Origin of the sequence: Photorhabdus sp. RM71S, assembly GCF_042879355.1 — a bacterium.
Lineage (GTDB): Bacteria > Pseudomonadota > Gammaproteobacteria > Enterobacterales > Enterobacteriaceae > Photorhabdus > Photorhabdus kayaii.
On the sequence record NZ_JBHFKV010000031.1, the window covers coordinates 21,203 to 47,930 of the forward strand.

At 43.9% G+C, this 26,728-nt stretch carries 32 protein-coding genes and 1 pseudogene; 9 read left to right on the top strand and 24 right to left on the bottom strand.

Annotated elements, in window-relative coordinates; translation table 11 throughout:
* Positions 1-125: 125 nt before the first annotated feature.
* The 8 genes from ACGF5R_RS15980 to ACGF5R_RS16015 all read left to right on the top strand — a co-directional run bounded on the left by ACGF5R_RS15980 (position 126) and on the right by ACGF5R_RS16015 (position 8,233).
* Positions 126-1,037, top strand: coding sequence for a radical SAM protein (locus tag ACGF5R_RS15980; RefSeq protein WP_112876787.1), 912 nt, complete (start codon positions 126-128; stop codon positions 1,035-1,037).
* 16 nt (positions 1,038-1,053) lie between these two features.
* Positions 1,054-2,283, top strand: coding sequence for a glycosyltransferase (locus ACGF5R_RS15985; RefSeq protein ID WP_112876786.1), 1,230 nt, complete (start codon positions 1,054-1,056; stop codon positions 2,281-2,283).
* 37 nt (positions 2,284-2,320) lie between these two features.
* Positions 2,321-3,028: a radical SAM/SPASM domain-containing protein gene (locus ACGF5R_RS15990; protein ID WP_262980220.1), complete on the top strand. Its 708-nt coding sequence runs from the start codon at positions 2,321-2,323 to the stop codon at positions 3,026-3,028.
* Positions 3,018-4,034, top strand: coding sequence for a hypothetical protein (locus ACGF5R_RS15995; protein WP_387691706.1), 1,017 nt, complete (start codon positions 3,018-3,020; stop codon positions 4,032-4,034). The genes ACGF5R_RS15990 and ACGF5R_RS15995 overlap by 11 nt, the downstream gene beginning before the upstream one ends.
* A gap of 70 nt (positions 4,035-4,104) precedes the next feature.
* The gene (locus tag ACGF5R_RS16000) at positions 4,105-5,652 is read left to right on the top strand and encodes a GMC oxidoreductase (protein WP_158537755.1); all 1,548 of its coding nucleotides are present in this window, start codon (positions 4,105-4,107) and stop codon (positions 5,650-5,652) included.
* A 2-nt stretch (positions 5,653-5,654) separates the two neighbouring features.
* Positions 5,655-6,659 (top strand): ATP-binding cassette domain-containing protein, encoded by a 1,005-nt coding sequence (locus ACGF5R_RS16005; RefSeq protein WP_262980218.1) that lies wholly within the window; start codon positions 5,655-5,657, stop codon positions 6,657-6,659.
* Positions 6,660-6,671: 12 nt separating this feature from the next.
* Positions 6,672-7,445: an ABC-2 family transporter protein gene (locus ACGF5R_RS16010; RefSeq protein ID WP_112876781.1), complete on the top strand. Its 774-nt coding sequence runs from the start codon at positions 6,672-6,674 to the stop codon at positions 7,443-7,445.
* Positions 7,445-8,233 carry an ABC transporter permease gene (locus ACGF5R_RS16015; RefSeq protein ID WP_262980217.1) on the top strand — a complete coding sequence of 263 codons (789 nt, stop codon included), beginning with the start codon at positions 7,445-7,447 and terminating at the stop codon, positions 8,231-8,233. Before ACGF5R_RS16010 ends, ACGF5R_RS16015 begins: the two co-directional genes overlap by 1 nt.
* Before the next feature lie 69 nt (positions 8,234-8,302).
* On the opposite strand, the gene phoA is transcribed toward ACGF5R_RS16015, so the two are convergent.
* Entirely contained in the window at positions 8,303-9,739 is a 1,437-nt protein-coding gene (gene phoA / locus ACGF5R_RS16020) for an alkaline phosphatase (protein WP_387691708.1), read from the bottom strand.
* A 185-nt stretch (positions 9,740-9,924) separates the two neighbouring features.
* Between phoA and ACGF5R_RS16025 the strand changes: the two are divergent.
* A pseudogene (locus ACGF5R_RS16025) lies at positions 9,925-10,200 on the top strand (IS30 family transposase); the annotation flags it as partial.
* Positions 10,201-10,376: 176 nt separating this feature from the next.
* Here ACGF5R_RS16025 and ACGF5R_RS16030 read toward each other — a convergent pair.
* From ACGF5R_RS16030 to ACGF5R_RS16140, 23 genes are all read right to left on the bottom strand, one after another.
* Positions 10,377-10,691 carry a hypothetical protein gene (locus ACGF5R_RS16030; protein ID WP_387691710.1) on the bottom strand — a complete coding sequence of 105 codons (315 nt, stop codon included), beginning with the start codon at positions 10,689-10,691 and terminating at the stop codon, positions 10,377-10,379.
* Positions 10,692-10,736: 45 nt separating this feature from the next.
* Positions 10,737-11,045, bottom strand: coding sequence for a contact-dependent growth inhibition system immunity protein (locus ACGF5R_RS16035; RefSeq protein ID WP_262980215.1), 309 nt, complete (start codon positions 11,043-11,045; stop codon positions 10,737-10,739).
* A gap of 45 nt (positions 11,046-11,090) precedes the next feature.
* Positions 11,091-11,411, bottom strand: a complete 321-nt coding sequence (locus ACGF5R_RS16040; protein ID WP_387691713.1) for a contact-dependent growth inhibition system immunity protein — start codon at positions 11,409-11,411, stop codon at positions 11,091-11,093.
* A 3-nt stretch (positions 11,412-11,414) separates the two neighbouring features.
* Entirely contained in the window at positions 11,415-11,735 is a 321-nt protein-coding gene (locus ACGF5R_RS16045; protein ID WP_387691715.1) for a contact-dependent growth inhibition system immunity protein, read from the bottom strand.
* Positions 11,736-11,738: 3 nt separating this feature from the next.
* Positions 11,739-12,047: a contact-dependent growth inhibition system immunity protein gene (locus ACGF5R_RS16050; protein WP_387691718.1), complete on the bottom strand. Its 309-nt coding sequence runs from the start codon at positions 12,045-12,047 to the stop codon at positions 11,739-11,741.
* Positions 12,048-12,173: 126 nt separating this feature from the next.
* Positions 12,174-12,467 (bottom strand): contact-dependent growth inhibition system immunity protein, encoded by a 294-nt coding sequence (locus ACGF5R_RS16055; protein ID WP_112879435.1) that lies wholly within the window; start codon positions 12,465-12,467, stop codon positions 12,174-12,176.
* Positions 12,468-12,538: 71 nt separating this feature from the next.
* Positions 12,539-12,859 (bottom strand): contact-dependent growth inhibition system immunity protein, encoded by a 321-nt coding sequence (locus tag ACGF5R_RS16060; RefSeq protein ID WP_112879434.1) that lies wholly within the window; start codon positions 12,857-12,859, stop codon positions 12,539-12,541.
* Positions 12,860-12,862: 3 nt separating this feature from the next.
* Positions 12,863-13,171: a contact-dependent growth inhibition system immunity protein gene (locus tag ACGF5R_RS16065; RefSeq protein WP_112879433.1), complete on the bottom strand. Its 309-nt coding sequence runs from the start codon at positions 13,169-13,171 to the stop codon at positions 12,863-12,865.
* Positions 13,172-13,195: 24 nt separating this feature from the next.
* Entirely contained in the window at positions 13,196-14,062 is an 867-nt protein-coding gene (locus ACGF5R_RS16070) for an RNase A-like domain-containing protein (protein ID WP_387691720.1), read from the bottom strand.
* Positions 14,063-14,064: 2 nt separating this feature from the next.
* The gene (locus tag ACGF5R_RS16075; protein WP_049583191.1) at positions 14,065-14,544 is read right to left on the bottom strand and encodes an Hcp family type VI secretion system effector; all 480 of its coding nucleotides are present in this window, start codon (positions 14,542-14,544) and stop codon (positions 14,065-14,067) included.
* A 278-nt stretch (positions 14,545-14,822) separates the two neighbouring features.
* A complete protein-coding gene (locus ACGF5R_RS16080) occupies positions 14,823-15,134 on the bottom strand; it encodes a YjeO family protein (protein ID WP_112879431.1) in 312 nt (103 codons plus the stop codon).
* A 16-nt stretch (positions 15,135-15,150) separates the two neighbouring features.
* Positions 15,151-15,387 (bottom strand): hypothetical protein, encoded by a 237-nt coding sequence (locus ACGF5R_RS16085; RefSeq protein ID WP_112879430.1) that lies wholly within the window; start codon positions 15,385-15,387, stop codon positions 15,151-15,153.
* 231 nt (positions 15,388-15,618) lie between these two features.
* Entirely contained in the window at positions 15,619-16,503 is an 885-nt protein-coding gene (gene hpaA / locus ACGF5R_RS16090) for a 4-hydroxyphenylacetate catabolism regulatory protein HpaA (RefSeq protein WP_112879429.1), read from the bottom strand.
* A gap of 25 nt (positions 16,504-16,528) precedes the next feature.
* The gene (gene hpaX / locus ACGF5R_RS16095; RefSeq protein ID WP_387691722.1) at positions 16,529-17,905 is read right to left on the bottom strand and encodes a 4-hydroxyphenylacetate permease; all 1,377 of its coding nucleotides are present in this window, start codon (positions 17,903-17,905) and stop codon (positions 16,529-16,531) included.
* Between the two features lie 96 nt (positions 17,906-18,001).
* A complete protein-coding gene (gene hpaI, locus ACGF5R_RS16100; protein ID WP_387691724.1) occupies positions 18,002-18,808 on the bottom strand; it encodes a 4-hydroxy-2-oxoheptanedioate aldolase in 807 nt (268 codons plus the stop codon).
* Positions 18,809-18,819: 11 nt separating this feature from the next.
* Positions 18,820-19,623: a 2-oxo-hept-4-ene-1,7-dioate hydratase gene (hpaH, locus tag ACGF5R_RS16105; protein WP_214054350.1), complete on the bottom strand. Its 804-nt coding sequence runs from the start codon at positions 19,621-19,623 to the stop codon at positions 18,820-18,822.
* 4 nt (positions 19,624-19,627) lie between these two features.
* Positions 19,628-21,100, bottom strand: coding sequence for an NAD-dependent succinate-semialdehyde dehydrogenase (locus ACGF5R_RS16110; protein WP_262980211.1), 1,473 nt, complete (start codon positions 21,098-21,100; stop codon positions 19,628-19,630).
* Positions 21,090-22,319, bottom strand: a complete 1,230-nt coding sequence (locus ACGF5R_RS16115; RefSeq protein WP_192881055.1) for a Bcr/CflA family multidrug efflux MFS transporter — start codon at positions 22,317-22,319, stop codon at positions 21,090-21,092. Before ACGF5R_RS16115 ends, ACGF5R_RS16110 begins: the two co-directional genes overlap by 11 nt.
* Positions 22,320-22,321: 2 nt before the next feature.
* On the bottom strand, positions 22,322-22,708 hold the full coding sequence (locus ACGF5R_RS16120; protein WP_112879425.1) for a 5-carboxymethyl-2-hydroxymuconate Delta-isomerase: 387 nt from the start codon (positions 22,706-22,708) through the stop codon (positions 22,322-22,324).
* A 15-nt stretch (positions 22,709-22,723) separates the two neighbouring features.
* Positions 22,724-23,602: a 3,4-dihydroxyphenylacetate 2,3-dioxygenase gene (gene hpaD, locus ACGF5R_RS16125; RefSeq protein ID WP_387691727.1), complete on the bottom strand. Its 879-nt coding sequence runs from the start codon at positions 23,600-23,602 to the stop codon at positions 22,724-22,726.
* A gap of 64 nt (positions 23,603-23,666) precedes the next feature.
* Positions 23,667-25,133 (bottom strand): 5-carboxymethyl-2-hydroxymuconate semialdehyde dehydrogenase, encoded by a 1,467-nt coding sequence (hpaE, locus tag ACGF5R_RS16130; protein WP_112879423.1) that lies wholly within the window; start codon positions 25,131-25,133, stop codon positions 23,667-23,669.
* Entirely contained in the window at positions 25,133-25,894 is a 762-nt protein-coding gene (locus tag ACGF5R_RS16135; protein ID WP_112879422.1) for a fumarylacetoacetate hydrolase family protein, read from the bottom strand. The genes hpaE and ACGF5R_RS16135 overlap by 1 nt, the downstream gene beginning before the upstream one ends.
* Complete coding sequence (locus ACGF5R_RS16140) at positions 25,891-26,523, bottom strand: fumarylacetoacetate hydrolase family protein (RefSeq protein WP_387691729.1); 633 nt, start codon at positions 26,521-26,523, stop codon at positions 25,891-25,893. Before ACGF5R_RS16140 ends, ACGF5R_RS16135 begins: the two co-directional genes overlap by 4 nt.
* Positions 26,524-26,728: the final 205 nt, after the last annotated feature.

Consider the following 26,728-nt stretch of genomic DNA (forward strand, 5'->3'; position numbering starts at 1 on the left):
GACAATTGTTCAACGTAGCGCAGCAAAGAAATAAAACCTACTGGTACTAATATGAGAGTTCTCAGTTTCTAGAGGTGCTTATAAATGTCGAACTATACGCAGTAATCAGGTTCTTAGGGGGTATTATGTCAGACTTAATCAATATCATTCATACTATTCAACCACCTTCATCTTGGCCCCCCGTGACTCGCCGGGTGCGTCGTTATCGTAATATCGGGATAAAAACATCCTGTAATCTACGTTGCAGCTATTGTGAGATAAAGCGGGCTAGAGTGAACACTGAAGCTGTTATTAGTTCATTAACACGCATTTTGGAGCGCTTTAATCCGCATGATGTTTTCCTTCGGGTTGAAGCCGATGGGGAAATTACACTTTATCCAAAAATACTCGATTTTTTGGCTGAATGTGTTCAGAAAAAAGATTATTCCATCGAAGTACTCACCAATGGCACACGTCTTCCCGCCTGTCTTCGTCCTGGTTTGCTCTGGGTCATTTCTATTGATGGGCATACTGAACAAATGAATAAGGCACGGGGTTTAAAACAAAAACAGATAGATATCATTTTAGACCATGCTGTGAGCCTTTCTGCCGAACTGCAATGTGTCTACCACGGCCAATCCATCGAAGAAATTAATGATTTTATCGATACCTTACAGGCTCGTGGTTTCACTGGTCGACTGCATTTTTTACCCCTGCTAGCAACTAAAGGGCGACCACTGACAGTGCATCTGAATTATGAACAGCTTCATAAATCCCCTTTTTTGGAATGTAAGGCTTTCTTCGACCGTTGGGATTATATCTACCAACATGGGCGACGTGGTGATTTCGTCTGTGACCAGATTAAGAATGGTTTCAACTATTACATTGATGGCGAAAATATCTCAATGGTGAAGTGTGATTGTTACTCTCCCGTTCCCAAGTATCTGGAAATTGAAGGATTGCAAGAAGAGCAGGAATACGACCACTTTCCTTGTGGTACTTGTCTTTCTCACCAGGAGTTCAACAACCAGCGTGATCGTATGACTCTTAATAAATAGGAAAAGAGGACAAGATATGCGTGTATTGCGATTAACGCCTTTTTTTCATCACCCTGATGTAAAGAGTTGGCCTGCTGAATATGACTCTGTCGGTGGAATGCAGATCCAGATTTGGCGGCAGGCTATGTGGCTGGCGGAGCGAGGAGTACAACAGCATGTGATGACTATCGGTTTTCCTGGTCTGCCACACCAGCGTAATTTACACACTAATCTCTGTGTAGAAAGAACTTATCTCCGGTTACCTGAATTACGTTCGGAGTTGACTGGATTAAAAGGATTAACCCAGTCCTGGGCACTGGCAACGTTGTTAGCTATCCGCCCAAAAATGCGACAGGAACCTTTTGATCTGATTCATCTCCATCTTGATGGGCAAATCCCTGCGCTGTTAGTCGCTTATCTGGTTCCTAAGTTGCTGTCTTGTCCATTGATACTCACTATCCACTGTTCACGACTGTCAGTTTATCAGCCGATGTCAATTTGGGATCGTATGACACATAAACTGGCTCGCTATCTGGAGCGTAAGGCGGTAAATATTGCCGCAACAACCATCGCACTGACCGAACGTACCGCCTCTGTTATTCGTCCATATGCTCGTCGTGTGGAAATCGTTCCTGATGTTGTCGATCCCAAACAATTCCGGCATCCCGGTGAATCAGCAATTCAGGCTTTTCGACAGAAATATGGATTAAAAACAAAAAACATTGGCTTTATTGGGCGTATAGCAAAAGAAAAAGGCTGGACACATTTTGTTGCTGTGGCTGATCGTCTGCGTCATCTTGACCTGCATTTTTTAGTCGTGGGAGATGGCCCGCAACGGCATAGGCTCGAAGAGACTATTGCTCAATATCAGCTAGAGTCCCAATTTACTATCACGGGATTTATCCCCAATGATCAGGTGGCAACCGCGATTGCGGCCTGTCATGTCATTGTCATGCCGTCAGAACATGAAGAGTTTGGTGGTGTATCCATTGAAGCTACTGCGGTAGGAGTGCCGGTGGCTGCCTATGCCGTTGGCGGTATTAACGAAATACTGGGGAAAATTTCGCCTGAACTGCTCGCTCCTGCTGGAGACATGAACCAATTGGTTAACTGCATTAACCGTGCTCTGACCCAGCCTCAACAGTCTCCCATCGTAGAAGAGAGTGATAACAACAAAAATCCGATAGAAATCTTTGCACCAGACGCTGTATTGCCTCGATTAAAGAGTATCTATCACGAGCTAGTCGAGCAATCTGTTACCAAATAACAGTATCCAACCAGATAACACTATAAGGATAACGTATATGTTTTCTATGGTAGAGATTGAAATCAATTCACGATGCAATCGACGTTGTGTGTATTGTCCTAATGTAATAGCGCCACGCGATGCCCCTAACAGAATGAAGCCTGAGCAATTTGAGCGTATTATCGACAGATTGGAAGAAGCAAATTTTACCGGGAGACTTTCTTATCATTTTTATAATGAACCGCTGCTGCATCCTAAGTTACCGCAATTTGTCGCCCGGGTCACTGAACGGCTGCCGGAAGTCAGACAAATACTGTATAGCAATGGCGATTATCTGACGGATGAAAAATATCAACTGTTACATAAAAATGGCATTAAACAGTTTATTATCACTCAGCACGACAGCAAACCTGGAGCGCCCAAGCCTGATCTTATCTGGCTTATTCCTGATCAGTTACAGTTGACCAATCGTGCAGGCAATGTGATCGCCGGCCCAGAAATCGTCTCGAATCTTCCCTGTTTTGCGCCATCAGACATGTTGATTATCACGATCACAGGGAATGTAGTGCTTTGCTATGAGGATAACAAAGAAGAAGTGGTTCTTGGCAACGTCTTTGACACGCCTATCATGGGAATCTGGAATTCACCTCAGTTTCGTCGGGCCCGTGAAGCACTCTCATGTGGAAATCGAAATGCAACGGACATTTGCCGTCGTTGCAATAATCGTTCACATCAAAAAAGTGAGGCGTTCGATTATGTCCTTTAAAAAAACGTCACAATATGTGGTATTGATAGAACGGTATCCAGACAATTTTGATCGTCGGGGGTGGGGGGGAATAGAAACGGCCTATTGGAATCTTGCGCATATCCTGCCCAGCTATGACGTTGAGGTCATCTGGTATTCTGCGCAGGAATACCCAACCTTTGATAATTTAGCAGAGCGAGTCTCATCCCAAAATATCACGGCTATCATTCCTTTAATGGAAAGCGAGTTATTTCGCGCAGGCCAACAAGCGCCAGAATCGCTGAGACAGCGTACTATCCGGGTCTGGCATGATGTCTCGTTGCTCTCCCATGCTAATTTGTCTGCCTGCCATGCTCATCAGCCCGGAGCAAATGCCGCTGATTGCGTCGCCATTGCTGCTGCGCCAGACGCCTATGCTGCCGATGTCTTTTTTTATGAGGCGCCATGGACATATTGTTTTCCCAAACGACATTACATTCCCTGGGCGGCGGATCATATCCCCGCCCGTGATTACCATTCCCCCAACGGTCCGGTGGTCTTATTAGCGGGTAAAGTAACGCTTGAGAAGCTCTCTCCGGTTGTCGAGGCTTGTCTGGAGAAGGGATTGCATCTGCATATCCTGTTTAACAACTGGTCGAAACGGAGCAAAGAAGCCAGGCACTATTTTAATGGCTTAAATTTGGGTGAACGACATAAGGTTTTCGATTATTACGATCTGGAACACGATCACGAGCTGATTTTTGGCGGAGCCAGTGCTGCACTAGTATTAAGTGATTATCATGAGACATTTAACTTTCTGTCCGCTGAAGCCGTACAACTGGGTATACCGGTTGTGGCTTATGCCCATTCGGGTGCTACACGCCGTTTTGCCGCTCATCTTGTTGAAGATAACAACGCCTTACTTGATTGGTTGAAAGAAGAGGGTATTGCGGGGCTGACCCCAGTTCCCCGATCTCATTGGTCATGGAATGACGTGGGAGCCGCTTATAGCCAATTGTTACACCACATGGCAGTGCGCCACCGATGAAAACAACCTCCTTAGACCTTTTTAGTGATGAAAAGAAGTGGTGATAATGGACCCTGGAGAAAATCATAAGATGTTAATTCAAGAAAAATTACAGTTAGGTGCACGTCATTTTCATGGATTAAAACAGGCGCCTGCTGAGTTAGTTGCCGACGCTTGTGTGATAGGTAGCGGTGCTAGTGGTGCGGTAGTTGCGAATGCCCTGCAAGCATGTGGTTGGTCGGTCATTATGGTTGAAGAAGGAGACCTACTTGCGCCTAAAGTAACACAAGAAGAGGTGGATAGTTCGTCTCCCATGGCAGAAATTAAAGGGGAAAATGGCTGGGAAGAGCGGGGATGGTCTTGGAGTACGCGAAATGTAGGCGGGGGGACACTCTTTTATGGCGGTGCATCTTTCCGTTATCAGGATTGCGATTTTGATGCTCGCTCCTGGTTATCAGGTATTGGGCTTGATATTGCTTGGCCAATTCATCTGACTGATTTAGAAAAATACTATGCTATTGTTGAGAAACAATTGCGTGTCAGTGGTGGGCCACACACAGCACCCGCAAAAGAGGGAGGCAATGCCCTCCCAAGGTCGCTGCCTGCGGATATCATGGCAGCGGCGGCAAAACAGCTCGGTTATTATCCGTTCACAACGCCGATGGCGATTGATCCTAAACTCTGCACACAGGAAAAACGCTGTATTGATTTTCAATGCCCCAGCGGTGCTAAAAGTGATGTCCTGAATATCTATATCAAGCATTTGGTCAACCACTGCAATTTTACCCTCCTTTCAGGTATCCGTGGCGTGGCGCTGGAACAAGAACGCTCAGGGCAAATCAGTACGCTGCGCTGTCTGGATCTGGAAGATGGCAGTATTCGCCATGTGAAAGCACGGTATTTTTTCGTTGCCTGTAACGCAATACAGAGTGCGGCGCTTTTATTGCGATCAGTCACCCCTTTTGCACCCAATGGTATTGGTAATCGGCATGATCTCGTCGGTCGTGGGCTATGTATGAAACTCAGCCAGCGTATACGTGGTGTAGTGCCAGTAACTGATGCCATGCGTAATCATGCCGTTGGGCTTCGTGGCCCTTTCTCTACGTTGGCGATTTTGGACCACTATCTTGATGCTCGTTGCCCTAGTGGAATGGGAGGATTAATTTACGAAGCTCGTACTATCCCTGTCCCCGATGAGTTCCCTGAACTACTACCCTTAGAATTAGAAACCATCATTGCAGATACCCCTGCCTATGAAAACCGGGTGAAACTCTCTTCCCGTCGTGATGTCTGGGGGATACCTAAAATCATGATCGACTATCAGACAGCTCCCCATGATTTGGCACGCCTGTCCTATATGGCTGAACGCGCTGTCGATATTCTTCACGCCGCAGGTGCCACACAAATTCATTCTAAGCGTACACGTTCTGAAGAAGGGAGTACTCACCTGCATGGCACATGCCGCAGTGGTACAGATCCGGTACGTTCTGTTTTAGATCCTAACTGCCGGGTTCACGAACTCGAAAACCTTTATATTGTAGATGGTAGCTTTATGCCTTTCCCCGGTGGGCTCAATCCCACACTCACCATTCAGGCAAATGCATTACGTGTAGCACAACATGTTGTTGGAGTTGACTGAGCATGATCCGAGCAGAAGAAGTTTCCAGAATTTATCAGGTGCATCAACGTAACGAAAGTTTCCGTTCCGCGCTCAATTCACTCTGGAAAAGGAAGTATGAAACCGTCGTCGCACTAAAAAATGTCAGCTTCCAGATAGAAAATGGTGAAAGGGTAGGGATACTCGGCCCCAATGGTGCCGGCAAAACCACATTGGTCAAGTTACTTAGTGGGTTATTGCATCCCAGTAGTGGCCGAATCACCGTCGAAAGATATACGCCCTATCTGCGCGAAAAAACTTTTTTACACAGTGTTGGTCTTGTAATGGGTAATAAGGGGCAATTGATCTGGGATTTGCCCCCAATTGATACGTTTGAAATGATCCGGGTCCTGTTCGAGATTCCCTTGGCCGTACATAAACAGACTCTGAAGGAGTTGGGCGACTTACTGCAACTGAACACCATCATGACCAAACCCACCCGCCAGCTCTCATTAGGGGAACGTATGCGGTGTGAAGTGGCTGCCTCGCTGATCCATCAACCCAAGGTTCTCTTTCTTGATGAGCCGACGATTGGGCTTGATGTTGCCATGCAAGCTGCTCTGCGTGATTTTGTTGCTGAATATAATCGCCGCCACAATGCTACTATTCTGCTGACATCACACTATATGGAAGATGTGCGGGTATTGTGTCAACGCATTATCATTGTTGACCGTGGAACGATTTTCTATGACGGCGATCTGCGAACCTTCACGGCGAAACAAAACCCTGAAAAAATCGTCTCGTTCTCGATGAATCGCCAGATCAATATTCCCGATTTTTCACGCTTTGGCGCGCTCATTTCACAAACCGAAGAACGTTCCCAAATTCGAGTTCACCGCGATCATGTCCCTAGACTCGTACATTTTCTGGTTGAACAACAATTGGTAGTTGACCTCACCATAGAAGATCTTCCATTGGAGGAAATACTGCGCCAGATTTTTGGTCATCCCAACCAGAATAAAACCGAACAAAAACAAATTCCTGAATAGAGGCGAACCGACATGTTTTTCGCTCTTATAAAAGTCCGATTATTTGAAACATTCTCATTCCGAGCCGAATTTCTGCTTTGGCTTGTCACACTCAGTATGCCGTTAATCATGCTGGTTTTTTGGCGTTCGGTAACTCAAGATGGCTCTTTTCAAGGTTATACCGCAGAGGATTTTAATCTTTACTATGTTGCCGTTCTCGTGACCACCATATTAACCAGCTGTAACAACGTCTGGGAAATTAACGAAAATATCCGCCTTGGTGAACTTTCTTTTTGGTTAATGCGCCCCATTCATCCTTTTATCAACTACTTGGCAATTACTATTGCCGAACTGGGATTAAGCCTAATTGTTGCCTTACCTATTTTTATATTGGCACTGATCATGAGCTTACAGAGCCAGCCGCTAAATTTACCGCAACTAGGTTTGCTGGCGCTGGCGTTATCAGGTGCCTTCCTTATTAATCAAAGCATCCACTTGCTGATCGGGAGTCTGACCTTCTGGATCGAGCGCTCATTAGTTGTACATAAAATATATGTTGCCGCCAGTAGTGTACTATCAGGATATATGTTTCCGTTGGCCTTATTACCAGATTGGGCAGGTCAGATAGCAAACTGGCTGCCATTCCGGTTTGTGATTTCACTGCCAGTAGAAATATTAATCGGAAAGCATTCCCTGCTTGTCGCTGCTCAATGGGTGGCCTGTCAGTTCGCACTGGTGGCTTTGTTGTTTGCTGCCGCATTTTTTGTCTGGCGGCGAGGTGTCCGCTGTTACTTGGCGTTTGGATAATGATGCACTCTCTTGTAGTCATTCGTATGGCGTTTATCTTGAGTATAAAACGCTCGATACAATACCGTTGGGACTTCATGGTAGATGGTTTGCTTTCACTCATTATGGCGATACTACAACTGTTACCGCTTTTCATTTTGTTTAATGAACGTGGTGCCGTCGCCGGCTGGTCATTCGAGCAAATGCTGGTATTAATGGGCTGGTATATGATGCTATATGCTATTGTTGAAGGTCTGATTGCTCCCAGTCTTGCCGCCGCTGTTTCAGGTATTCGAACAGGTTTATTTGATTATATTTTAATGCGGCCCGTCGATTCACTTTTTCTCTGTTCACTCGTCGATATCAGGTTATGGAAAAGTATTGATTTTTTCTTCGGACTTGGCTTGGCTATTTACGCTTTTATACAGCTTGATATTCAACCTTCGTTCATGGATATCATGATGACAGTCATCTTATCGCTTGGTGGGCTTGCCACGGCTTACGCGTTGTTCGTTCTCGCCATTGCGACCTCTTTTGCATTAGTCAGGGTACAAAATTTGACCAACGTTCTCTCTTCGTTATTGGGTTTTGCTCGCTGGCCTATTCATCTATTTGGTATGCCTTGGCGGTTAATCTTTAGTTTTCTGATCCCCATTGGTGTCATGACAAGTTCCCCGGTTATGGCGTTGTTAGGGATGTTGACTTTGCCTTTAGCAATGGGATCGCTGGGAATAGCCATCTTTTTCTTTATCGTGGCACGATTAGTTTGGAAGCGTGCATTGCGTGGATATCGTTCGGCTTCTAGCTGAATAAATAAGATCACTCGCGCAACATTATGCTGTGCGAGTTTGATCATATAACAAGCTGTTCCATCTATATTATTTCAAACCCATCGCATCCCGTATGGTAAAAAATAGATCGGTCTGGTCGGTTAATCCAACAATATTTGCGGCGTGTGGGCCATAAGCTGCTACACGTAATTGTGTACCAGTATGTTTCTGAGAAGTTGTTTCTGAATTACCATAACTGACTGTGATAACGGCCCCGTCTTTGGTAATCAGTGAGCGGGTCAAACCGGGGGCTTTAACATCAGGTTCAATAATCTGGCTGGAATGTCCATGATCCGCAGTAACAATTACTAGTGTATCCCCATGTTGTTTAGCGAATCTCAAACCGGCTTGTACTGCTTCATCCAAAGCAACCACTTCACCGATTTGTGCGCAAGGATTGGCGGAGTGCTCATAATCATCAGTCAACGCACTTTCCACTTGCAGGAAGAAGCCATTTTTATTGACTTTCAGTAGATCAATGGCTTTTTCGGTCATCTGTACTAATGTCGGCTGCTGTGAACTCCGTTTGATGTTCAATTTGCATTTCACCGGGGCTTCGTTAAGATTTCCATGATAAATCGCTTTCGGTCCCTCCCACATTCCGTGTAAAACTTCTTCATTAAATAATCCTAATAGCGGTTTTTTTTGATTCGCTTTTTTCACCGCGTTCAATGATGTTATATCTGTTACCCATTGATACCCTTGCTCCAACGCCTGCTGCTTCAGCGTTTTTCCTGTATTGACACCTGCCACTGATTGCTGGGAAAAGATATCGATTCCTCCCCCTAACGTGACATCTGCACGTGCCGCCAGAAGTTGTTCCGTGATAGAACCTTTTCCCCCCTTTTCGAGGGCATCAGTGGGACACATTTCCGACGTTTCTGTTGGGCCATAGCATTCACGCTGCGTGACATGCGCATACAGTGCTGCCGATGTTGCATCCTGAACTTCAGCCGTAGTGACATTACCGGTTGCTTTTTTGTTCTTTTTTGCTAGCTCCAATAAGGTTTGATGAGGTTGGTTAAAAACATCAATGGATAATGCCCCGTTGTAAGTTTTTACTCCAGTAGCCCAGGCAGTGGCTGAAGATGCTGAATCCGAAACATAATTGGGTTTCTTGGTGTCTTTATTTAATGAGTAATGTGTATATTGTCCAACTAATGGCATTGCATCAATTCCCTTGAAAAATCCTCCTGCACCTTCTGCGTAGTTACGAGCTAATGTAATTGCAGAATCTCCCATTCCATCACCAATAAACAAGATGACGTTCTTGACTTTCTTATTATCTAATGAATCTCTAAGCGCTGTAGTTTGTTCTTGTGTAAATCTGCGTGCCCCACCAAATTTTGTTATGTCACCTCTTGATATACGATATTCAGACGGGAATTGTTCTTTACTATTGATAGCCAATGTAGGTAAGCATGTTCCTAGTGTTAATAATGTCACAAGAAACATAATGAATTTCTTAAATCTTTTATTAGTCATCGTGTTTTTCCTATAAAAATTTAATTTTATTTGAGGGTTTGATAGTGAAGAATTTATCACACTTTACTTAGATAAATGAAAATAAAGCTGAAAAAGCTAAATAACTGCTTTTAATTTTACTATATCATGACCTTGGTTTTGCTACATTTGTAGATATTCCGTATCATCGAGAACTACAGCTATATGGTTTAGAATTTGCGAGTCATTGAATTATCGGGAAAAAATTAGAAACAAATATCCGCTTTGCGGCTCCTTATGCTCTCAGGGAAAGAGAGGTAAATGAGGATATTAGTGGGCTAATCAGACAATACTTTCCAAAGGAACAGGCTTCAATAAAGTTTCTAATCGAGAGATAAATTTTGTCGTAAACCGATTAAATAATTTCCTACTGAAATATTCGGAATGGAAAAGATCCCAATGAATTATTTAAAGGAATACGAATTTGTTTACTCGCAGCATAATTATGTTGTGCTTGCTATGCGAAACAGTTTAACTTGTTTATATGTAATTAATGTTTTTAAAGTTTGGCTAATAAATGGCGTGGGTTATCATTAAATGACGCTTTTGAAATGTAATATATAATTAATTACCTTCAAAAGTGTTTTTTACTTGAAAATTTCATGGATACAAAGTTGATTTATTTGTCCTTTTCATGTTGTTTATTTATATAACTTTGCATTATTTTTGATGACTGATTCAGATGTTCTAATACGGTGGAAATAGTTTCCCATAACTTTGGATCAGCTGCATCATAATCACGGATGCTAAAACATCCTTTTATATTTTTGGCGGCATAGATAAGATTATTAATATTTTCTAATAACATTAGCGGTGCGACATTAAGATAATTTCCTTGCAACTCATTGAGTATTTTGTGAAATAATTCAAAATCATTCCTATCAACAGCATTTGTAATCTTATCTATGTACTGCAATTTTTCTCTCATTTCCATTATATTTTACCTCTTTATTTACTATCACATTAAAAATGACTATGATTAGTCATCTTTATCCAAATATTCTTGTGCTAATTTTGATACATGATTTAAAAAGTCTAACGCAGTGGTTTCCCATAATTCAGGAACAAATTCGTGGTAATTAAAATTATGAAAGTCTTTTTCTACATGATCAGAATTACGGATGAAAATATTAATTTTTCTTATTAAACTTATTATGGTTATTGGATATTGATGGTTTAGATAGTCAGTTATTATTTCATCTATTGTTTCGCCAAATAACTGACAATCTTGATGAAAATAAGTAATCATTAAATCATCTATATATTTTCTTTCTATTTCTCTTTCCATTGAATTAAACCTCTTTGTTTATTTTTTCATTTAAGAATACTTTAACTATTCATCTTGCTCAGTATGCTCGTTTAAAAAATCCTGTGCTTTTTTGGATACGTGCTCTAAAAATTCAAGTGCTGTGAGTTCCCATATGTCAGGGAAAACGTCAGCATCAGAATAGATAAAATAAAATTCTTTCTCTACATCTTCGGAATTACATATGAAAGTGTTAATTTCTTTTATTACTTCTCTTTTCATTCTATTGCTTGTGTTACTAAAGAAATCATCTATGACATCATCAAGCTCAGGGCCAGATATTATTTCATAGTCCTGATTAAAATAGGCGTACATTAAATTATCCAAAAGTGGATATTGTCTGTTCATAAGCTAAACTTCCTTTTCAAGGCGTTCGTTTAAAAAATCCTGTGCTTTTTTTGATACGTGCTCTAAAAATTCAAGTGCTCTCATATTCCATACTTCTGGGAGAACGTCAACATCATGATAATGATAATCAAATGTGTTCTCTACATCTTCAGAAGAGTCAATAAGATCGTTGATTTCTTCTATTAACCCTTTTCTCATTCCCTGAGATGCATCATTAAGAAAATCATTGATAACATCATCAAGCTCGGGACCTGATATTATATCGAAGTCCTGATTAAAGTAAGCATGCATTAAAATGTCTAAAAATGGATATTGTCCGGTCATAAGCTAAACCTCCTTTTTTAGATAATCCTGTGCTCTTTTGGATATATAGTTTAAAAAGCCAAGTGCTGTAGCAGTATCCCAAAAGTCTGGGTCAAAGTCACTATAATAGAGAGCGTCAAAATCTTTTTCTATATCTTCTGAGGTGTTAATAAAAGAGTCAATCTCTTCTATTAATTTTTTTATCATTTCCTGAGTTGCAACATTAAGAAAACAATCTGTGACTTCATCCATAGTTTCTCCATACAATAAGTCATAATCTTGACAAAAATAAGCACCTACTAAGATGTCTAAAAATGGATATTGTCCGTTCATTTTAATTGGGGCCTTTCATATTATTGCGATCTCTTGGTAATCAAAATCAATAGAATTGCTTGAAATATATAAACCACTCTTATTGATTAAATTTCCTTGTTTGTTGTTGTCTGAAAAAACGTTTAATTACTCGTTTTTATCCAGATAATCTTTTGCTCTTTTTGATACAAATTGTAGAAATTCAGATGCTGTGGTGTTCCATAATTTAGGGCAAAAGCTAGAACTATAATAGAGAGTTTGAAAGTCTTTCTCTATATTTTCTGAATTATGGATAAGAGACTCTATTTCCTCTATTAGCTCTTTCTTCATTGCTTTATTCGTGGTATCAAGGTAGTCATTTATGACATCATCAAGCTCAGGGCCAGATATTATGTCATAGTCTTGATTGAAATAAGCAAACATTAAGCGATTTAGTTCCATCTTCCTCTCCATAAATTTTGGAATGTTGTTAGTATATAGTGTTGTTTACCGTTAAATTCAGAATGCCTTAATTACTCATCTTTTTCAGTATGCTCGTTTAAAAAATCCTGTGCTTTTTTTGATACATGCTCTAAAAATTCAAGTGCTGTGAGTCCCCACCATTCTGGGAGAACGTCAGCATCATGGTAATGATAATCAAATGTGTTCTCTACATCTTCAGAAGAGTCAATAAGATCGCTGATTTCTTCTATTAACCCTTTTCTCATTCCCTGAGATGCATCATTAAGAAAATCATTGATAACATCATCAAGCTCGGGACCTGATATTATATCGAAGTCCTGATTAAAGTAAGCATGCATTAAAATGTCTAAAAATGGATATTGTCCTGTCATAAGCTAAACCTCCTTTTTTAGATAATCCCGTACTCTTTTGGATACATGATTTAGAAAATCTAATGCAGTAGTTTCCCATAACTCTGGATAGAATTCATGACCCAAATTATCAAAATCTTTTTCTACATCTTTTGAGTTACTAATAAAGTAATCAATGTCTTCTATTAATCCTTTCATAAATATGGGAGGTTCGCTATTTAAATATTCAGTTATTACCTCATCTATTGTTGTTTCGCCAAATATTTCACAATCTTGGTTAAAATAAGCCCCGATAAAATTATCTAAGTGTTGTATTTCTTTTTTTCTCTTCATTGCATTGATCCTCTTTATATATGATTAATATTTAGGAAAGGCGGTTAATATATAGTACGGCTTACCATTGAATTCATAGTAATATAAAACAACTCTCACTTTATATAATTGGTCTACTCCTTCAACACCTTTGGTAATGCCGATGCCAACCGGTACTTTTGAAACATCATCTATAGTTAACCTGCTACCTCCAAAAGCATATTTCGTCCAGTTAGTTATTTTTGCCTGATTATTTTTGATGGTATTTGAAATCACTTTCTCTGCTATTTTTGTATCATAAAAACAACTTGATTCTTTCATTGTTTTAGATATTAAAAACCTCGCCCTTAACTCCTGCTCCGATAGCCCAACATGTTTAAGCAAAGTATGTCCACCCGGTTTTAACCCTGTAGGCGATTCATGTTCAATTAACTTAATTCGGCCTACCCGTACAGAGGCAACTCTGACAGCGCCCGCTATTGAAGCAAATGACAATGGTACAGCGATATCGACAGTAAGCCCTATTTCAGAAGCGGTGTAATCATCAGCTCCAAATTCTTTTGCTAAGTTTACCGCCTCTTGATAAGTTTCCGTCGTGGTTTCTCTGCCGGTAATTATTTGACTGGCAGAAGCATTCATTACGTCAAGACTGTGCGCGCCGATAATAACGCAGGCAGCTTTAGTTAGCGTTGAAGGATCGGGCGCCAGACAAAGAGCGCCAGCGCCAATCAGTTCAACGACTCCCGCTGCTAAACTTGCCCCACCTAATATTCTGTTACTCCAGGTCTCTTCCTCGGTAATGGTATTATCCGATAGGATCGCCGCAAGTTGCACAGGCGATAAAACAATGCGTAACCCATTCTCAGATTCTGAATCAACAGGGGTATCAGTTAAATAAGCGGCATTATTCATCGTCAATAAACCCTGTCATCCCAGAAGCTATAAGAACCGGTGGAGCAGGCCAGATTGTTCCACGTGATATTTTTATAAGTGAAGCAGATAATTTCTTGTGGTACGCCGGCATTATTATCTCTGGAATGCGGAAAATGGCATTTTATGCTGGAGATAAAGGCGTGGCCTAGCCTGATGGAGTAATTTTTTTCTAATCCTCCGGTTGGTGATGTTCGATAATTCTCAAACAGGCATTCCAGCTCTTCATTTTCATCGAAGCTTCGCGTCAGTAAAGGCGAAGATTTATCGACAGGTTTTATTACCATAACCGGATGATGGGATACGTGTTGTTCCCTCGTCATTAAATGTTGAAGAGAGTAAATAAAAATCTCATTCTCATGGCCGTGCTGGTAATTATTTCCTATAGAGTTTAAGGAACCGCAGCCAGCGGAGATCAGCCCCTGTTTTTTGCCTTTCAATGTTAGATAAATGATATTTGCCATACTGGTTGCTCCCCTTAATGTGCTTTTTTTATCCTGCTGTAGGGTGTGTGTAAAAAGCAATCAAAAATTTATAAATTTAAGATAATTTACATTTGTAAGAGGAATAAATTAATAAAACCGAAACACTTAGAAATGTGGTATCAAAGTATTAAGAGGGACTTAAAGATCTGGACTATCAAGATGGCATGTTTGTGATGATCGCATAGCGTGAGTTGATATAGTGTGAGTTGACATTCAGGTAGCACTCAGTAGTCACTACCTGAATATTTGAAATCATTCTAAACGCACACGACTAATCTGATAAAAAACCGCCACACCCAGTATCCTAGCAAAGCAAATGTAATGACATTAAGAGAAAGGGATTTGAATCTTTTCTTCACGGTTGCATAAATTAAGGGTGACATAATCAGTAAACATGTTGGAGCAAATACATCACGATTATCATCTATCAGCTCTCTGTAAACAGTACAGAGATTATCTATATCCTGACCACCGATATAATACGCTTCTTCTAAGTATGACATCATATATATAAATAATATACAAAAGATAGCATAAGTGATATTTAAAACTATGGCTGATTTGCTCATTCTGAAATTCTCACGATTAAATGCGTTGTCTTGGTTTTAATCCTGCAAATAATAAAACAGGTGTTTTTTCTTGGTGAGCAGATTTTGTTATTAATTTCTTGTTGTATCGTACATGAGGTATCCCATGTGCCCATAAATAATGTTGACCATTTACGTCATGTAGATTGTTGGATAACCATTTATAACGTATGAAATCGGTGGCACCAAAACCTGGGGACCTGAATTTATCTGCCGTATAGTGAAGGCTTTGCATATGTTGTGTTTCCTTTTCTTAAATAAATTTATATCGGCACTCCGGTTGCCATCATTTATCCTTCAAAAAGTTCCAGTGAGTTACAGAGTCTCAGTATATTCAGAATTTTAATTCTTGGAAGAGATTTCGTAATAAAAATGAGTCAGTTTAGCACGAATTAATAGCAGGAGGTTGGCTTCACAAGCCGAATGAAAATGCCGGTCTTGGTATAATTAGCATGGATATTTATTTTTAGTGAATATTTTTTTCTCGCCAATGACTAGGTGAGCAGCCAACTAATCGATTAAAGAAACGGGCAAAATAAGCTGGATCTTTAAATCCAAGCTGATAAGCCACTTCAAATACTGGGCAATCACTGAATAATAATAGCCGTTTGGCTTCACGTAGTTGACGGTCAAAGATGAGTCGTTTTGGTGGACGGTTAGTGAATCGACGGCACATATCTTTTAACCGAGATTCTGTAATATCTAACTTATGGGCATATTCCGGTACGGAAAGATGATGATGATAATGATTATCTATTAATTGGTTAAAGCGCTGAAATAATTTAATTTCTCCTCGCACGCCATTAATCGGGTGATCATCAAGAGGAATATTGCGTAATAACAGGGTAAATATAGCTTGTGCCAGGAATGTCAACGATTGCTCTCGACCAATAAAGTTATTAGATGATTCGCGGGCGATTAACGCCCAATAGTGATTAAAAGCGGCTAGCTCTTCAGGTTTATCCGCGACGGATAAGCAAATGGCCGGAATATCAAGAATATCTTTATTAGCCGGATAGAGTGATTCCAATAACGGTAATATCAGATCTTGCCGTACAGTAAGGACATATCCGTCACTGTCATCTTGAGTGAAAAAAGCGTGGGGAACGGAGGGAGGTGTCAGGATAAACAGCGGGGCCTGTACAGAATAGTGTTGAGCATCCAACTGTAATTCAATATGTCCGGTGATCAAAAAATGAAGTTGGAAGAAACCATCGTGACGATGAGCTTGCATATTACGACCAAAAAATGCCGCCATCCGGCCAAAGGTCTGATAATGCACATCATCAGTGCCTTGGGTTTCATCATAATCCTTGCTGATATCAATGTTGGCAATGATAGGTTCAGCCATGATGGTTTTTCCTTTTTATTGAAAATTACGGTGCTGCTCTCTGTCTCGCGTGTTTCATTGGGATCAGCCAGATAATGGCTGCGCCAATGACCAGTAACCCAGCAACGAAATAGAGACCGGTATTAAAGCTCCCTGTCTGATCTTTCAGCCAGCCGATTAATAACGGGCTGAGTGCTGAACCTATATTACCTGTAGCGCTAATAACTGCAATGCCGATCGCTCTTGCGCGTAAACTGATAGCTTGATCCGGCGTTGTCCAGAAGACCGCCATTGCGGTAAATGAACCGGCTGAAGCCATAATAATCCCAGTGAGCTGAATGACACTGTGGTGAGTCAATGAGGTCAATATCCAGCCCGCAGCGGCGAATAGATAGGGTAGCGCCGTATGCATTTTACGTTCTTGTAACCGGTCTGAACGGCGACTCCAGTAAACCATCCCGATGATGGTACAAAACTGAGGAATAGCGGTCAGAATGCCGATCATGATGTTACTGCTGCCCTGATTGAAGCTTTGTACAATCTGTGGCGTCCAGATATTAATCGCGCTCAGGGTATTGGTTAGACAGAAGTAGGCCAGGGTATACATCAGCATGATTGGCGCGAAAATTTCACGCCATATACTGGGTTTTTGCATTGCCTGATGCGTTGATGAGCTTACCGGTTGAACCTGAGTGGGCTGGTCGTTATCCATCATCTCTTGTAAGCATTTTTTGTCTTCATCTGTCAGCCATTTAGCGCGTTTTGGCGAATCATCAAGATAGAACCAAACGACAATTCCCAGTAGTACCGAAGGAAAACCTTCCAGCAAGAATAACCATTGCCAGCCGTGAAGGTTCAGAAGGCCATCCATTTCCAGAATATAACCGGAAGCCAGAGAACCAAACGCCATCGTCACCGGCATGGCCACCATAAACAGCGCATTGGCACGGGCGCGATAGTAAGCCGGGAACCAGTAAGTCAGATACAACAGGATACCCGGCACGAAACCTGCTTCGGCGATACCAACCAGCATACGCAAGATATACAGACTGGTTGGTCCGGTGGCAAACATGGTGGCAGTGGAGGCGATCCCCCAGAGCACCATGATCGCGGCTATCCAGCGTCGCGCCCCGACAATGCTGAGCATGATATTGCTAGGAATACCGAAGATGACATAAGTGACATAGAATAGTGTTGCTGCCAGACCAAACATCGTTGCGCTCAGTCCAAGATCTTTACCCATTGTCAGGCCGGCAAACCCAATATTAATTCGATCCAGAAACGAGAATACAAATAAGACGAACAGGAAAATAATCAGACGACGGAATAGCTTATTAATGACGGATTGCTGTTGTGCCGTTAGCGGTTTATGTTGACCAACCGGAAGCTCCGGCTGTTGCACGGCAGTTGATGAATCGCTCATTATCATTTTCCTTAATTACTGTTTTATGTGTATTACGTTGTTTAGGAAATTAAAAGCTTATTGAGTAAATCGGTTGTTAAATTGTGATTGCTGAGATTAATAAACACCGGGTGAAGGTGTTGCCGGCAGATCTTTATTCGCGATAAATCGTGCTGCCAGTGCTTCCGCTGTCCGAGCCAGTAAAGTTGTATCAATACCAACAGCAACGAATAGAGCGCCGAGTTTCAGGTAATGCTCGGCAACATTGGGTGCTGACATCAGAATGCCCGGCGCTTTACCCGCTGCTTTGATTTGGGTGATTGCCTGCTCAATTGCGGCTTTCACTTCAGGATGTTGCGGATTATTGGTAAAGCCCATGTCGGAACTTAGATCCGCCGGACCGATAAAAACACCATCCACACCGTCTACTTTGAGGATTTCCGGCAGGTTACGGAGTGCTTCACGGGTTTCTACCTGAACCAGAACGCAGATTTCATCGTTGGCACGATGCAGATAATCAGGAATTCTGTTCCAGTGGGAAGCTCTTGCCAGAGCGCTACCCACACCACGGATACCCGCCGGTGGATAACGGGTTGCGCGAACCGCTTCGTAAGCCTGCTCGGCGTTTTGTATCATGGGGATTAATAACGTTTGGGCGCCGATATCCAGTAGTTGTTTTATGATGACCAGATCATTCCAGGGCGGGCGCACAATGGGATGACTTGGATAAGGGGCGATGGCTTGCAATTGGCTTAAAATCGTCTGAACATCGTTCGGTGCATGTTCGCCATCAATAAGTAGCCAGTCGAAACCGGCTCCGGCCACTAATTCAGCACTATAGGGGTTACAAAGCCCCAACCATAGACCGATTTGTGGCTGGCCTGCTTTTAATGCCTGTTTAAATTTATTGGTTAACCGATCCATATTTTTTCTCCTTAAACAAAACGGCAACTGATCGCGCCGATGGGGCCGTAATCCACATGGAAGGTATCTCCTTTATTAGCTGGAACCGGGCGGGTAAAAGATCCACTGAGAATGATTTGCCCCGCTTCAAGCTGAACACCATGTGGGGCCAGTTTGTTTGCTAACCATGCGACACCATTAGCCGGATGATTAAGTACCGCAGCCGCGACACCGGATTCTTCAATCACACCATTGCGATAGAGCAGGGCGCTGATCCAGCGCAGATCAAACTGATCGGGTTTAATTGGGCGGCCGCCCATAATGACGCCGCCGTTGGCGGCATTGTCAGAAATCGTATCGAACACTTTACGTGGACGCTTGGTTTCCGGATCGATGTTATGGCAACGGGCGTCGATCAATTCCAACGCTGGAATGATGTAATCGGTCGCATTGTAAACATCAAACAGGGTGCAGTTTGGGCCACGCAAAGGTTTTGCCAGGATAAATGCCAGTTCGACCTCAATACGGGGCACAATAAAGCGATCACATGGAATATCACTGCCATCAGGGAAAAACATATCGTCCAGCAGAGCGCCATAATCTGGCTCACTGATTTGTGAACTGGCTTGCATGGCCTTTGAGGTCAGGCCAATTTTATGGCCTTTGAGTACGCGACCTTCGGCAATTTTCAACTCCACCCAGTGACGCTGAATAGCATAAGCATCGTCGATGGTGATTTCAGGGTAATCCAATGAGATCTGGCGTATTTGTTCACGGCTTTTTTCTGCCTGATGCAGACGATGTGCAACCTGTGATACGACTTCTTTCTGTAACATGCGGTTAAACTCCTGTGTCCTCTATGCCACCAAAGCAGAGGTATTTCACTTCCAGATAATCTTCGATACCGTAACGAGAACCTTCACGTCCCAGGCCCGATTGTTTAATGCCGCCAAATGGGGCGGCTTCATTAGAGATCAAACCTTCATTGATCCCGACCATGCCGCTCTCCAGTGCTTCTGCCACACGGTAGATCCGGCCGATATCGCGGGAATAAAAATAAGCCGCCAGCCCAAATTCAGTCTCATTTGCCAGATGGATGGCTTCTGCTTCATCACGGAATTTGAACAGGGGAGCAATAGGGCCGAACGTTTCTTCTTGGGAGATAAGCATGGATTTATTGACATCAGCTAATACGGTAGGTTCGAAGAACAGACCGCCAAGAGCGTGTGGTTTACCTCCGGCTAATATGCGTGCGCCACGAGAAACGGCATCGTTGATATGTTCCTCGACTTTATCGACGGCGGCTTGATTGATCAGTGGGCCTTGTTGTGATTTGGCATCGTTGGCCGGGCCAACCTGCAACCGATTAACGGCTTGTGCCAGACGTTCGGCGAAGGTGTCATAAATGGTTTCCTGCACCAAAATTCGATTAGCGCAAACACAGGTTTGACCGCTGTTGCGGAATTTAGCTATCAACGCTCCTTGTACCGCGGCATCAATATCAGCATCATCAAAAACGATAAATGGTGCATTGCCGCCCAATTCCAGTGATAGCTTTTTCACGGTGTCGGCACTTTGTGCCATCAAGAGCTTACCGACACGGGTTGAACCAGTAAAAGAGAGTTTGCGAACAATCGGGCTTTGGGTCATAACCCCGCCGATGGTTTTCGCATCGATGCCAGTCACCACATTGAATACCCCTGCGGGAATGCCGGCTTGTTCCGCTAGCGCGGCCAGAGCCAGAGCGGAAAGTGGGGTTTCCGAGGCGGGTTTTAGGATCACCGTGCAGCCCGCTGCCAGAGCAGGGCCAACCTTGCGGGTGATCATGGCGTTGGGGAAGTTCCACGGTGTAATGGCTGCCACAACGCCAATAGGTTGTTTGATCGTGGCAATCCGGCGACCGGGCAATGGGCTTGGAATGGTTTCACCGTAGGTACGTTTACCTTCTTCCGCGAACCATTCGATGAAACTGGCGCCATAAGCGATCTCGCCCATAGCTTCTGTCTGTGGCTTCCCTTGCTCCCGGCTCAACAATTCAGCCAGTGTCTGTTGATTTGCCAGCATTAACTGAAACCAATGTTGCAGGATCTGGCTGCGTTGTTTGGCTGTCATGGCTCTCCAGGCAGGCAGGGCTTGCTGAGCGGCTGCAATTGCGCGTTCTGTTTCAGCGGCGCCCATATTACTGACGTGGGCAATAACTTCACCGTTTGCCGGGTTAGTCACCTTAAAAGTTGCTTGGTTGTCGGCATCAGTCCACTGTCCGTTGATATAAGCTTGTTGACGCAGTAATTCTGTATTTACATTATTTGTCATGATTTTTTTCTCCTGAAGACACTTGTGTGAGAGGTTTTCGCTGGTAGAAAGTGGCTAGCTGTTGGCATAACCAACACAATCCAGCACAAACTGTCATTACAAGGGCCATCGCAAAAGGGGTTTCATCTTGGAGTAAAGAGACGGCAACACTGGCGAGTGCTGCCATAGCGAATTGCGCGGAAATAGCGAGTGCGCTGGCGCTGCCGGCAAGTTGACCGCGATGTTGAAGTAATAAAGAGAGGCTGTTAGTACCAATGGCATTAACCAGCGAGATAAACAGTACGACCAAAATGACGATTACAGTCAGACTTTGTTGATAAAAGATAACCAGTAAGATGCCAAACAGCAGTTGAGCACTGGTTTGAATGAATAACAGACGAGAAAGATCGTAGACTTTTAGTAAACGAACATTGAGCAGCACCATTGCCATCATGCCTAGCGCATTACAGGCGAACAGTAAGCCGTAGTAATTTGCCGGAACCTGAAAATAATTGATATAAACGAAAGGGGAACCACTGATAAATGCGAACATAGCGGCACAAGTAAAGGCTAATGTGCCGATAGTTGCCATCGCTTCACCGTCAGTCAGTAACTTGCCGTAATTTTTAAAAGCGGTGATAAGTTTTCCATTGTTACTCTGAGCGGGTAGCGTTTCTGGCAAGAAAAATAGTAATAATATCCCACTGATACAACCAAATAGGCTCAATAGCGTAAATATGGCTTGCCAATTGAAATAGGTTAACAATAAACCACCAAGTAATGGGGCGATAAGCGGCGCTATCATGGTCACTAAGGTCATGAGTGATAGCACGCGTGGTAATTCCTGCGGGCCATAGATATCACGGGCGATAGCTCGGCCCATGACCACTGCGGCGCCACTGCCAAATGCCTGTAATGAGCGCAGTAAAATCAAGTGTTCAACTTGTGTCACCAAGGTACACAACGCACTGGCAACGACAAATAATGTTATACCGCTGAGCAGCAGTTTTCTGCGCCCTAAATGGTCGCTCAGTGGGCCGTATAACAGCATACCGATACAGAAACCGGCGAAAAATGAGCCCAAGGTATGTTGCATCTGCCCTTGTGTTGCCTGTAATTGCCTTGCCATTTCCGGCAAGGCGGGCAGGTACATATCAATCGACAGAGGCCCGAAGGCCACCAGCGCGCCTAATAAAGGGATTAACCAGCGAGGAGGATGCGGATGAAAGGGCTTAGGCATCACTACTCCTTACGAAACAAGGCGTGGACGTTGTTTTGTTTGTAGTTCAATACCGGGTCTAATTCTTCCATTGTAAAAGAGAGGGCAAGGTAACGTTGTGCCATCAGCGAGGCAAAATGTTGTTTGATCAGAGTGAATAGTATTTCACCAACCTGTTGACGGCTTTCAAGGCTGCGTCCTGCGCCGATTTTCAGTGTCATATGGACGAAGGCGTAATCATGTTGACCATCGGCCATTTGCCAGGTATCCAGCCAGATGGCGCGGCTGCGTATGCCGCCTAATGGGAAAATACTGGTCTCGGCCAGCGCCTGATTCACTTTGGCAAACAACTCAGGCAAATTGGCTTGTTCGCGGATGTTTTCCGTACATTCAGCATAAAAATGTGGCATATAGGTTGCTCCTAATCAGGGGATCGCGGGTTTATCGGTGATGTAATCAGGTAGTGGAAATACGGCGTTGACTTGCCCGGTGCCGGAACTAGCAAACAGTTCAGTCAGAAATTCCACTTTACCGTCATATTTATCCCAACCGAGTAGACCTAATAACATCACCGTGTCGTGCATATTGCCTTCGCCATAACAATAATCTGCATATTCCGGCAGCATCTTGCAGAACTCTTTGAATTTGCCCTCTTTCCAGAGCTGAACTACCCGATGATCCATCTGTTCATCAAATTCTCGGGTATAGCTATTCATGCCCTCTTCAGCGCGTTGATCATCAATAAAGCGGTGAGAAAGGGAACCACTGGCGAGTACCGCCACGGTGCCGTCATATTTCTCAATCGCTGTCAGAATTGCCTCTCCAAGACGACGACTGTCTTCAAAAGCGTGGACCGTGCAGAATGCGGAGACAGAGACGACTTTAAAATGTCGGTCACTGTTCATGTAACGCATTGGTACCAGCGTGCCGTACTCCAGTTTCAGGCTTGGGATTTCATGCGCCTGAGCGCGTACGCCGACATTGCGCGCCTCTTCTGCGATCATTTGTCCCAGTTCAGGATTGCCGTCATATTCATAACTCATATCCCGGATGAAGTGGGGTAATTCATTACTGGTGTAAATGCCGGAGAAATGGTCGGCGCAATTGATGTGATAGGCACTATTCACCAACCAGTGCGTATCAAACACAATAATGGTATCGACACCCATTTCGCGACAACGGCGACTGATCTCTTTGTGACCATCAATCGCTCCCTGACGGCAACCATGATGCTTCCCCGGTAGTTCAGACAGATACATGGATGGCACATGTGTAATTTTGGCTGCTAACGCTAACTTACCCATAAAATCCTCATTTGATATCAGGACGGCGAACCGGAATTCGCCGTGGTTAACGCTGACGGAACGGTTATACCCCCCAACGTGGGATTGGATGATCCCCCATAGAGATACAGACGTTTTTCATCTCAGCAAACACTTCAAAACTGTATTCACCGCCTTCACGGCCGGTGCCGGAGGCTTTCACGCCGCCGAATGGTTGACGCAGGTCACGGACGTTCTGGGTATTGACGAATACCATGCCGGCTTCAATATTACGGGCCAGACGCAATACCTTGCTGACATCCTGCGTCCAGATATAAGAAGCCAGACCGTACTCCACATCATTTGCCAGGCGCAGACCTTCTGCTTCATCCTTGAATGGCAACAGGCAGGCGACAGGGCCGAAGATCTCCTCCTGAGCAACCCGCATACGATTATCAACATCCGCCAGCACCGTTGGGCGCAGGAAATGGCCCTCTTTCAGGTGTGTCGGCAAATCGATGGGCTTGTCTGGTCCACCAGCCAGCAACGTTGCACCTTCCTCTATTCCCAGACGGATGTAACCGGAGACTTTCTCCCAATGCGGCTTGCTGATAAGTGCACCGATCTGGGTGGTTGGATCTTGTGGATCACCCACCCGCAAACGATTAGCGCGTTCCGCAAAACGCTTAATAAACTCAGGGTAGATACTTTCCTGAATGAAAATGCGTGAACCGGCGGTACAACGTTCACCATTGATAGAGAAAATGGTGAACAGCGCGGCATCCAGTGCCCGCTCAATATCCGCATCTTCGAAGATCAGAACCGGAGATTTACCCCCTAGCTCCATTGAATATTTTTTCAGGCCGGCATTTTTCATAATCTGACGGCCGGTTGCTGTGCCGCCGGTAAACGAAACTGCCCGTACATCGTGATGTTTCACCAGCGCGTCACCAGCGGTAGCGCCATATCCCTGAACCACATTTAGCACACCGGCAGGGATACCGGCTTCTAGTGCCAATTCCCCTAAACGGTTTGCGGTTAATGGGGAAAGTTCTGACATTTTCAGCACTGCGGTGTTACCTAGCGCCAGACAGGGTGCAACTTTCCAGGTTGCAGTCATAAATGGCACGTTCCACGGAGAAATCAGCGCACAAACGCCAACGGGTTGCACCAGCGTATAATTGAGCATCTTGTCATCAACGGGATAGGTATGGCCGTTCATTTGCTGACAAATTTCAGCAAAGAAGTTGAAGTTGTGAGAAGCGCGAGGGATCAGGACATTTTGTGTTTGATGAATGGGCAGACCGGTATCTTTGGTTTCCATTGCGGCGATTTCAGGCACATTCTCATCGATCAGCTCACCCAAACGACGCATCAGGCGAGCACGTTCTTTCATCGGCAGATCGGCCCATTTGGGGAATGCTGCCTTTGCGGCGGCGACGGCTTGATCAATCTCTTCCTGACCACCGGCAGCGACTTCAGCCAGCACTTCGCCGGTAGCCGGGTTTGTGGTTTCAAAATAGGTTTTACTGCTGACGTTTTTGCCGTTGATCCAATGGTTAATTACGGTCATTACAGACTCTCCTCATACTCTTGCTGGCTGACAATACGGTTGACCAGACGCCCTACACCTTCAACTTCAACAATAACTTCATCTCCCGGAACCACATCGGATAATCCTTTTGGCGTGCCGGTAGCGATCATGTCTCCCGGTTGCAGCGTCATGAAGTCGCTTAGATAAGCGATCAAGAATGGGATATTGAAAATCAGATCAGCCGTTGTGCCGCGTTGACGCAATTCACCATTAACCCAGGTGCTTAATGTCAGATTATGCGGATCGGGTACATCTTCTTTATCAACGAACCACGGACCGATGGGAGTCAATGTATCGCGGCTTTTTACCCGGAGATTAGGGCGATAGTAGTTTTCCAGATAGTCACGGATTGCGTAATCGTTACAGACGGTGTACCCGGCAACGTAATCCATCGCTTGTTCTTTAGCGACTTTGTAGGCGGTTTTGCCGATGACAACAACCAGCTCGGCTTCATAATGCATATATTCCACATTATCAGGGCGAACGGAAACCTGACGATGACCGGTTAGCGTATTGGCGGCCTTGATAAAAACCAGCGGTTCTTTGGGGGGCTTAAATTCCAGCTCAGTGGCGTGATCTGCATAATTCAAACCGAGGGCAAACAGGGTACCGTTTGCGGGTGGCAGCCATTGAACAGATTCGCCGGTGATTTTACTGCCATCAGGCAGACAGACATTTTCCTGTTCATCGACGGTAACAAGCAAATCGCGGCCTTGATAGTGAACTCTTGCGTGTTTCATGCTTTTTCTCCCACTTGCACAACCTGATTTTCCAGTGATGGGAAACCCGCTGCCCGAATAACAACTTTGTCGCCCGGTTTGATAGCCACGCGTTGGTGTGGCGTTCCAAGCAGGATCACATCCCCCTCTTTAAGGGTTGCGAAATCACTCAATGCTGCAACTAATTCCGTGGCTGGACGCACCAGATCGGCTGTTGACCAGCGATCAACTTCCTGACCATTGATTTCGGTAACGATATCTAACGCATCAATGAATTTAGGATGGATCATTTGGCCTATGGGGCAAAAACCATCACGACACTTAGCTTTAATTGCCGGACGATAAAAAGCGGTTTCAGGCAGGCTGACTTCATTAGCTAATGCATAACCCGCGATATATTCGGCTGCATTTTCAACGGCAACTTTGCGAGCAGTTTTACCTATCACTAATGCCAATGTCGCTCCGCTTTGGACCTCTTCATTCGCAGGATGGGGAATTGTCTCACCGCAAGTGATAACGGTATTGCGTGGTTTAATGAACCACACCGGTGTTTTAGGTAAGGTGTTATAAGGTGCTTGCTGAAATGAATCATGCCAGAAATCTACTTGGCTCTGATGGTTGAGGGCGACGGCGAAGACAGTGCCTTTCATTAACGATTCCTCATGAACTTAAACAGGCGGTTTTAAGATGCGTTTATTAATATATTAATAAACCAAGGATCGCGTTGTTGCAACATGTTAATGTGTTTGTTAATTTTAATTGTGATCTCAGTAACAATATCTCCACTAAATTTGTTTTTTATCATTATTAATCAATATATTAATCTTTTTATGGATAAAGTACTTACTTCTGTAT

Bases quoted from the DNA above. Each gene is read 5' to 3' on its own strand.
- ACGF5R_RS16050 (WP_387691718.1), bottom strand. From the start codon at position 12,047: ATGAACGGACAATATCCATTTTTAGACATCTTAGTAGGTGCTTATTTT.
- ACGF5R_RS16060 (WP_112879434.1), bottom strand. From the start codon at position 12,859: ATGACAGGACAATATCCATTTTTAGACATTTTAATGCATGCTTACTTT.
- ACGF5R_RS16080 (WP_112879431.1), bottom strand. From the start codon at position 15,134: ATGAGCAAATCAGCCATAGTTTTAAATATCACTTATGCTATCTTTTGT.
- ACGF5R_RS16140 (WP_387691729.1), bottom strand. From the start codon at position 26,523: ATGAAAGGCACTGTCTTCGCCGTCGCCCTCAACCATCAGAGCCAAGTA.
- ACGF5R_RS16070 (WP_387691720.1), bottom strand. From the start codon at position 14,062: ATGAATAATGCCGCTTATTTAACTGATACCCCTGTTGATTCAGAATCT.
- ACGF5R_RS15995 (WP_387691706.1), top strand. From the start codon at position 3,018: ATGTCCTTTAAAAAAACGTCACAATATGTGGTATTGATAGAACGGTAT.
- hpaA (WP_112879429.1), bottom strand. From the start codon at position 16,503: ATGGCTGAACCTATCATTGCCAACATTGATATCAGCAAGGATTATGAT.
- ACGF5R_RS15990 (WP_262980220.1), top strand. From the start codon at position 2,321: ATGTTTTCTATGGTAGAGATTGAAATCAATTCACGATGCAATCGACGT.
- ACGF5R_RS16115 (WP_192881055.1), bottom strand. From the start codon at position 22,319: ATGCCTAAGCCCTTTCATCCGCATCCTCCTCGCTGGTTAATCCCTTTA.
- ACGF5R_RS16015 (WP_262980217.1), top strand. From the start codon at position 7,445: ATGATGCACTCTCTTGTAGTCATTCGTATGGCGTTTATCTTGAGTATA.
- ACGF5R_RS16075 (WP_049583191.1), bottom strand. From the start codon at position 14,544: ATGGCAAATATCATTTATCTAACATTGAAAGGCAAAAAACAGGGGCTG.
- ACGF5R_RS16085 (WP_112879430.1), bottom strand. From the start codon at position 15,387: ATGCAAAGCCTTCACTATACGGCAGATAAATTCAGGTCCCCAGGTTTT.
- ACGF5R_RS16055 (WP_112879435.1), bottom strand. From the start codon at position 12,467: ATGGAACTAAATCGCTTAATGTTTGCTTATTTCAATCAAGACTATGAC.
- hpaH (WP_214054350.1), bottom strand. From the start codon at position 19,623: ATGTTACAGAAAGAAGTCGTATCACAGGTTGCACATCGTCTGCATCAG.
- ACGF5R_RS15980 (WP_112876787.1), top strand. From the start codon at position 126: ATGTCAGACTTAATCAATATCATTCATACTATTCAACCACCTTCATCT.
- hpaD (WP_387691727.1), bottom strand. From the start codon at position 23,602: ATGGGTAAGTTAGCGTTAGCAGCCAAAATTACACATGTGCCATCCATG.
- ACGF5R_RS16045 (WP_387691715.1), bottom strand. From the start codon at position 11,735: ATGACCGGACAATATCCATTTTTAGACATTTTAATGCATGCTTACTTT.
- ACGF5R_RS16065 (WP_112879433.1), bottom strand. From the start codon at position 13,171: ATGAAGAGAAAAAAAGAAATACAACACTTAGATAATTTTATCGGGGCT.
- hpaI (WP_387691724.1), bottom strand. From the start codon at position 18,808: ATGGATCGGTTAACCAATAAATTTAAACAGGCATTAAAAGCAGGCCAG.
- ACGF5R_RS16030 (WP_387691710.1), bottom strand. From the start codon at position 10,691: ATGGAAATGAGAGAAAAATTGCAGTACATAGATAAGATTACAAATGCT.
- ACGF5R_RS16010 (WP_112876781.1), top strand. From the start codon at position 6,672: ATGTTTTTCGCTCTTATAAAAGTCCGATTATTTGAAACATTCTCATTC.
- hpaE (WP_112879423.1), bottom strand. From the start codon at position 25,133: ATGACCGTAATTAACCATTGGATCAACGGCAAAAACGTCAGCAGTAAA.
- ACGF5R_RS16040 (WP_387691713.1), bottom strand. From the start codon at position 11,411: ATGAACAGACAATATCCACTTTTGGATAATTTAATGTACGCCTATTTT.
- phoA (WP_387691708.1), bottom strand. From the start codon at position 9,739: ATGACTAATAAAAGATTTAAGAAATTCATTATGTTTCTTGTGACATTA.
- ACGF5R_RS16135 (WP_112879422.1), bottom strand. From the start codon at position 25,894: ATGAAACACGCAAGAGTTCACTATCAAGGCCGCGATTTGCTTGTTACC.
- ACGF5R_RS16005 (WP_262980218.1), top strand. From the start codon at position 5,655: ATGATCCGAGCAGAAGAAGTTTCCAGAATTTATCAGGTGCATCAACGT.
- ACGF5R_RS16110 (WP_262980211.1), bottom strand. From the start codon at position 21,100: ATGACAAATAATGTAAATACAGAATTACTGCGTCAACAAGCTTATATC.
- ACGF5R_RS16035 (WP_262980215.1), bottom strand. From the start codon at position 11,045: ATGGAAAGAGAAATAGAAAGAAAATATATAGATGATTTAATGATTACT.
- ACGF5R_RS16000 (WP_158537755.1), top strand. From the start codon at position 4,105: ATGTTAATTCAAGAAAAATTACAGTTAGGTGCACGTCATTTTCATGGA.
- ACGF5R_RS16120 (WP_112879425.1), bottom strand. From the start codon at position 22,708: ATGCCACATTTTTATGCTGAATGTACGGAAAACATCCGCGAACAAGCC.
- hpaX (WP_387691722.1), bottom strand. From the start codon at position 17,905: ATGAGCGATTCATCAACTGCCGTGCAACAGCCGGAGCTTCCGGTTGGT.
- ACGF5R_RS15985 (WP_112876786.1), top strand. From the start codon at position 1,054: ATGCGTGTATTGCGATTAACGCCTTTTTTTCATCACCCTGATGTAAAG.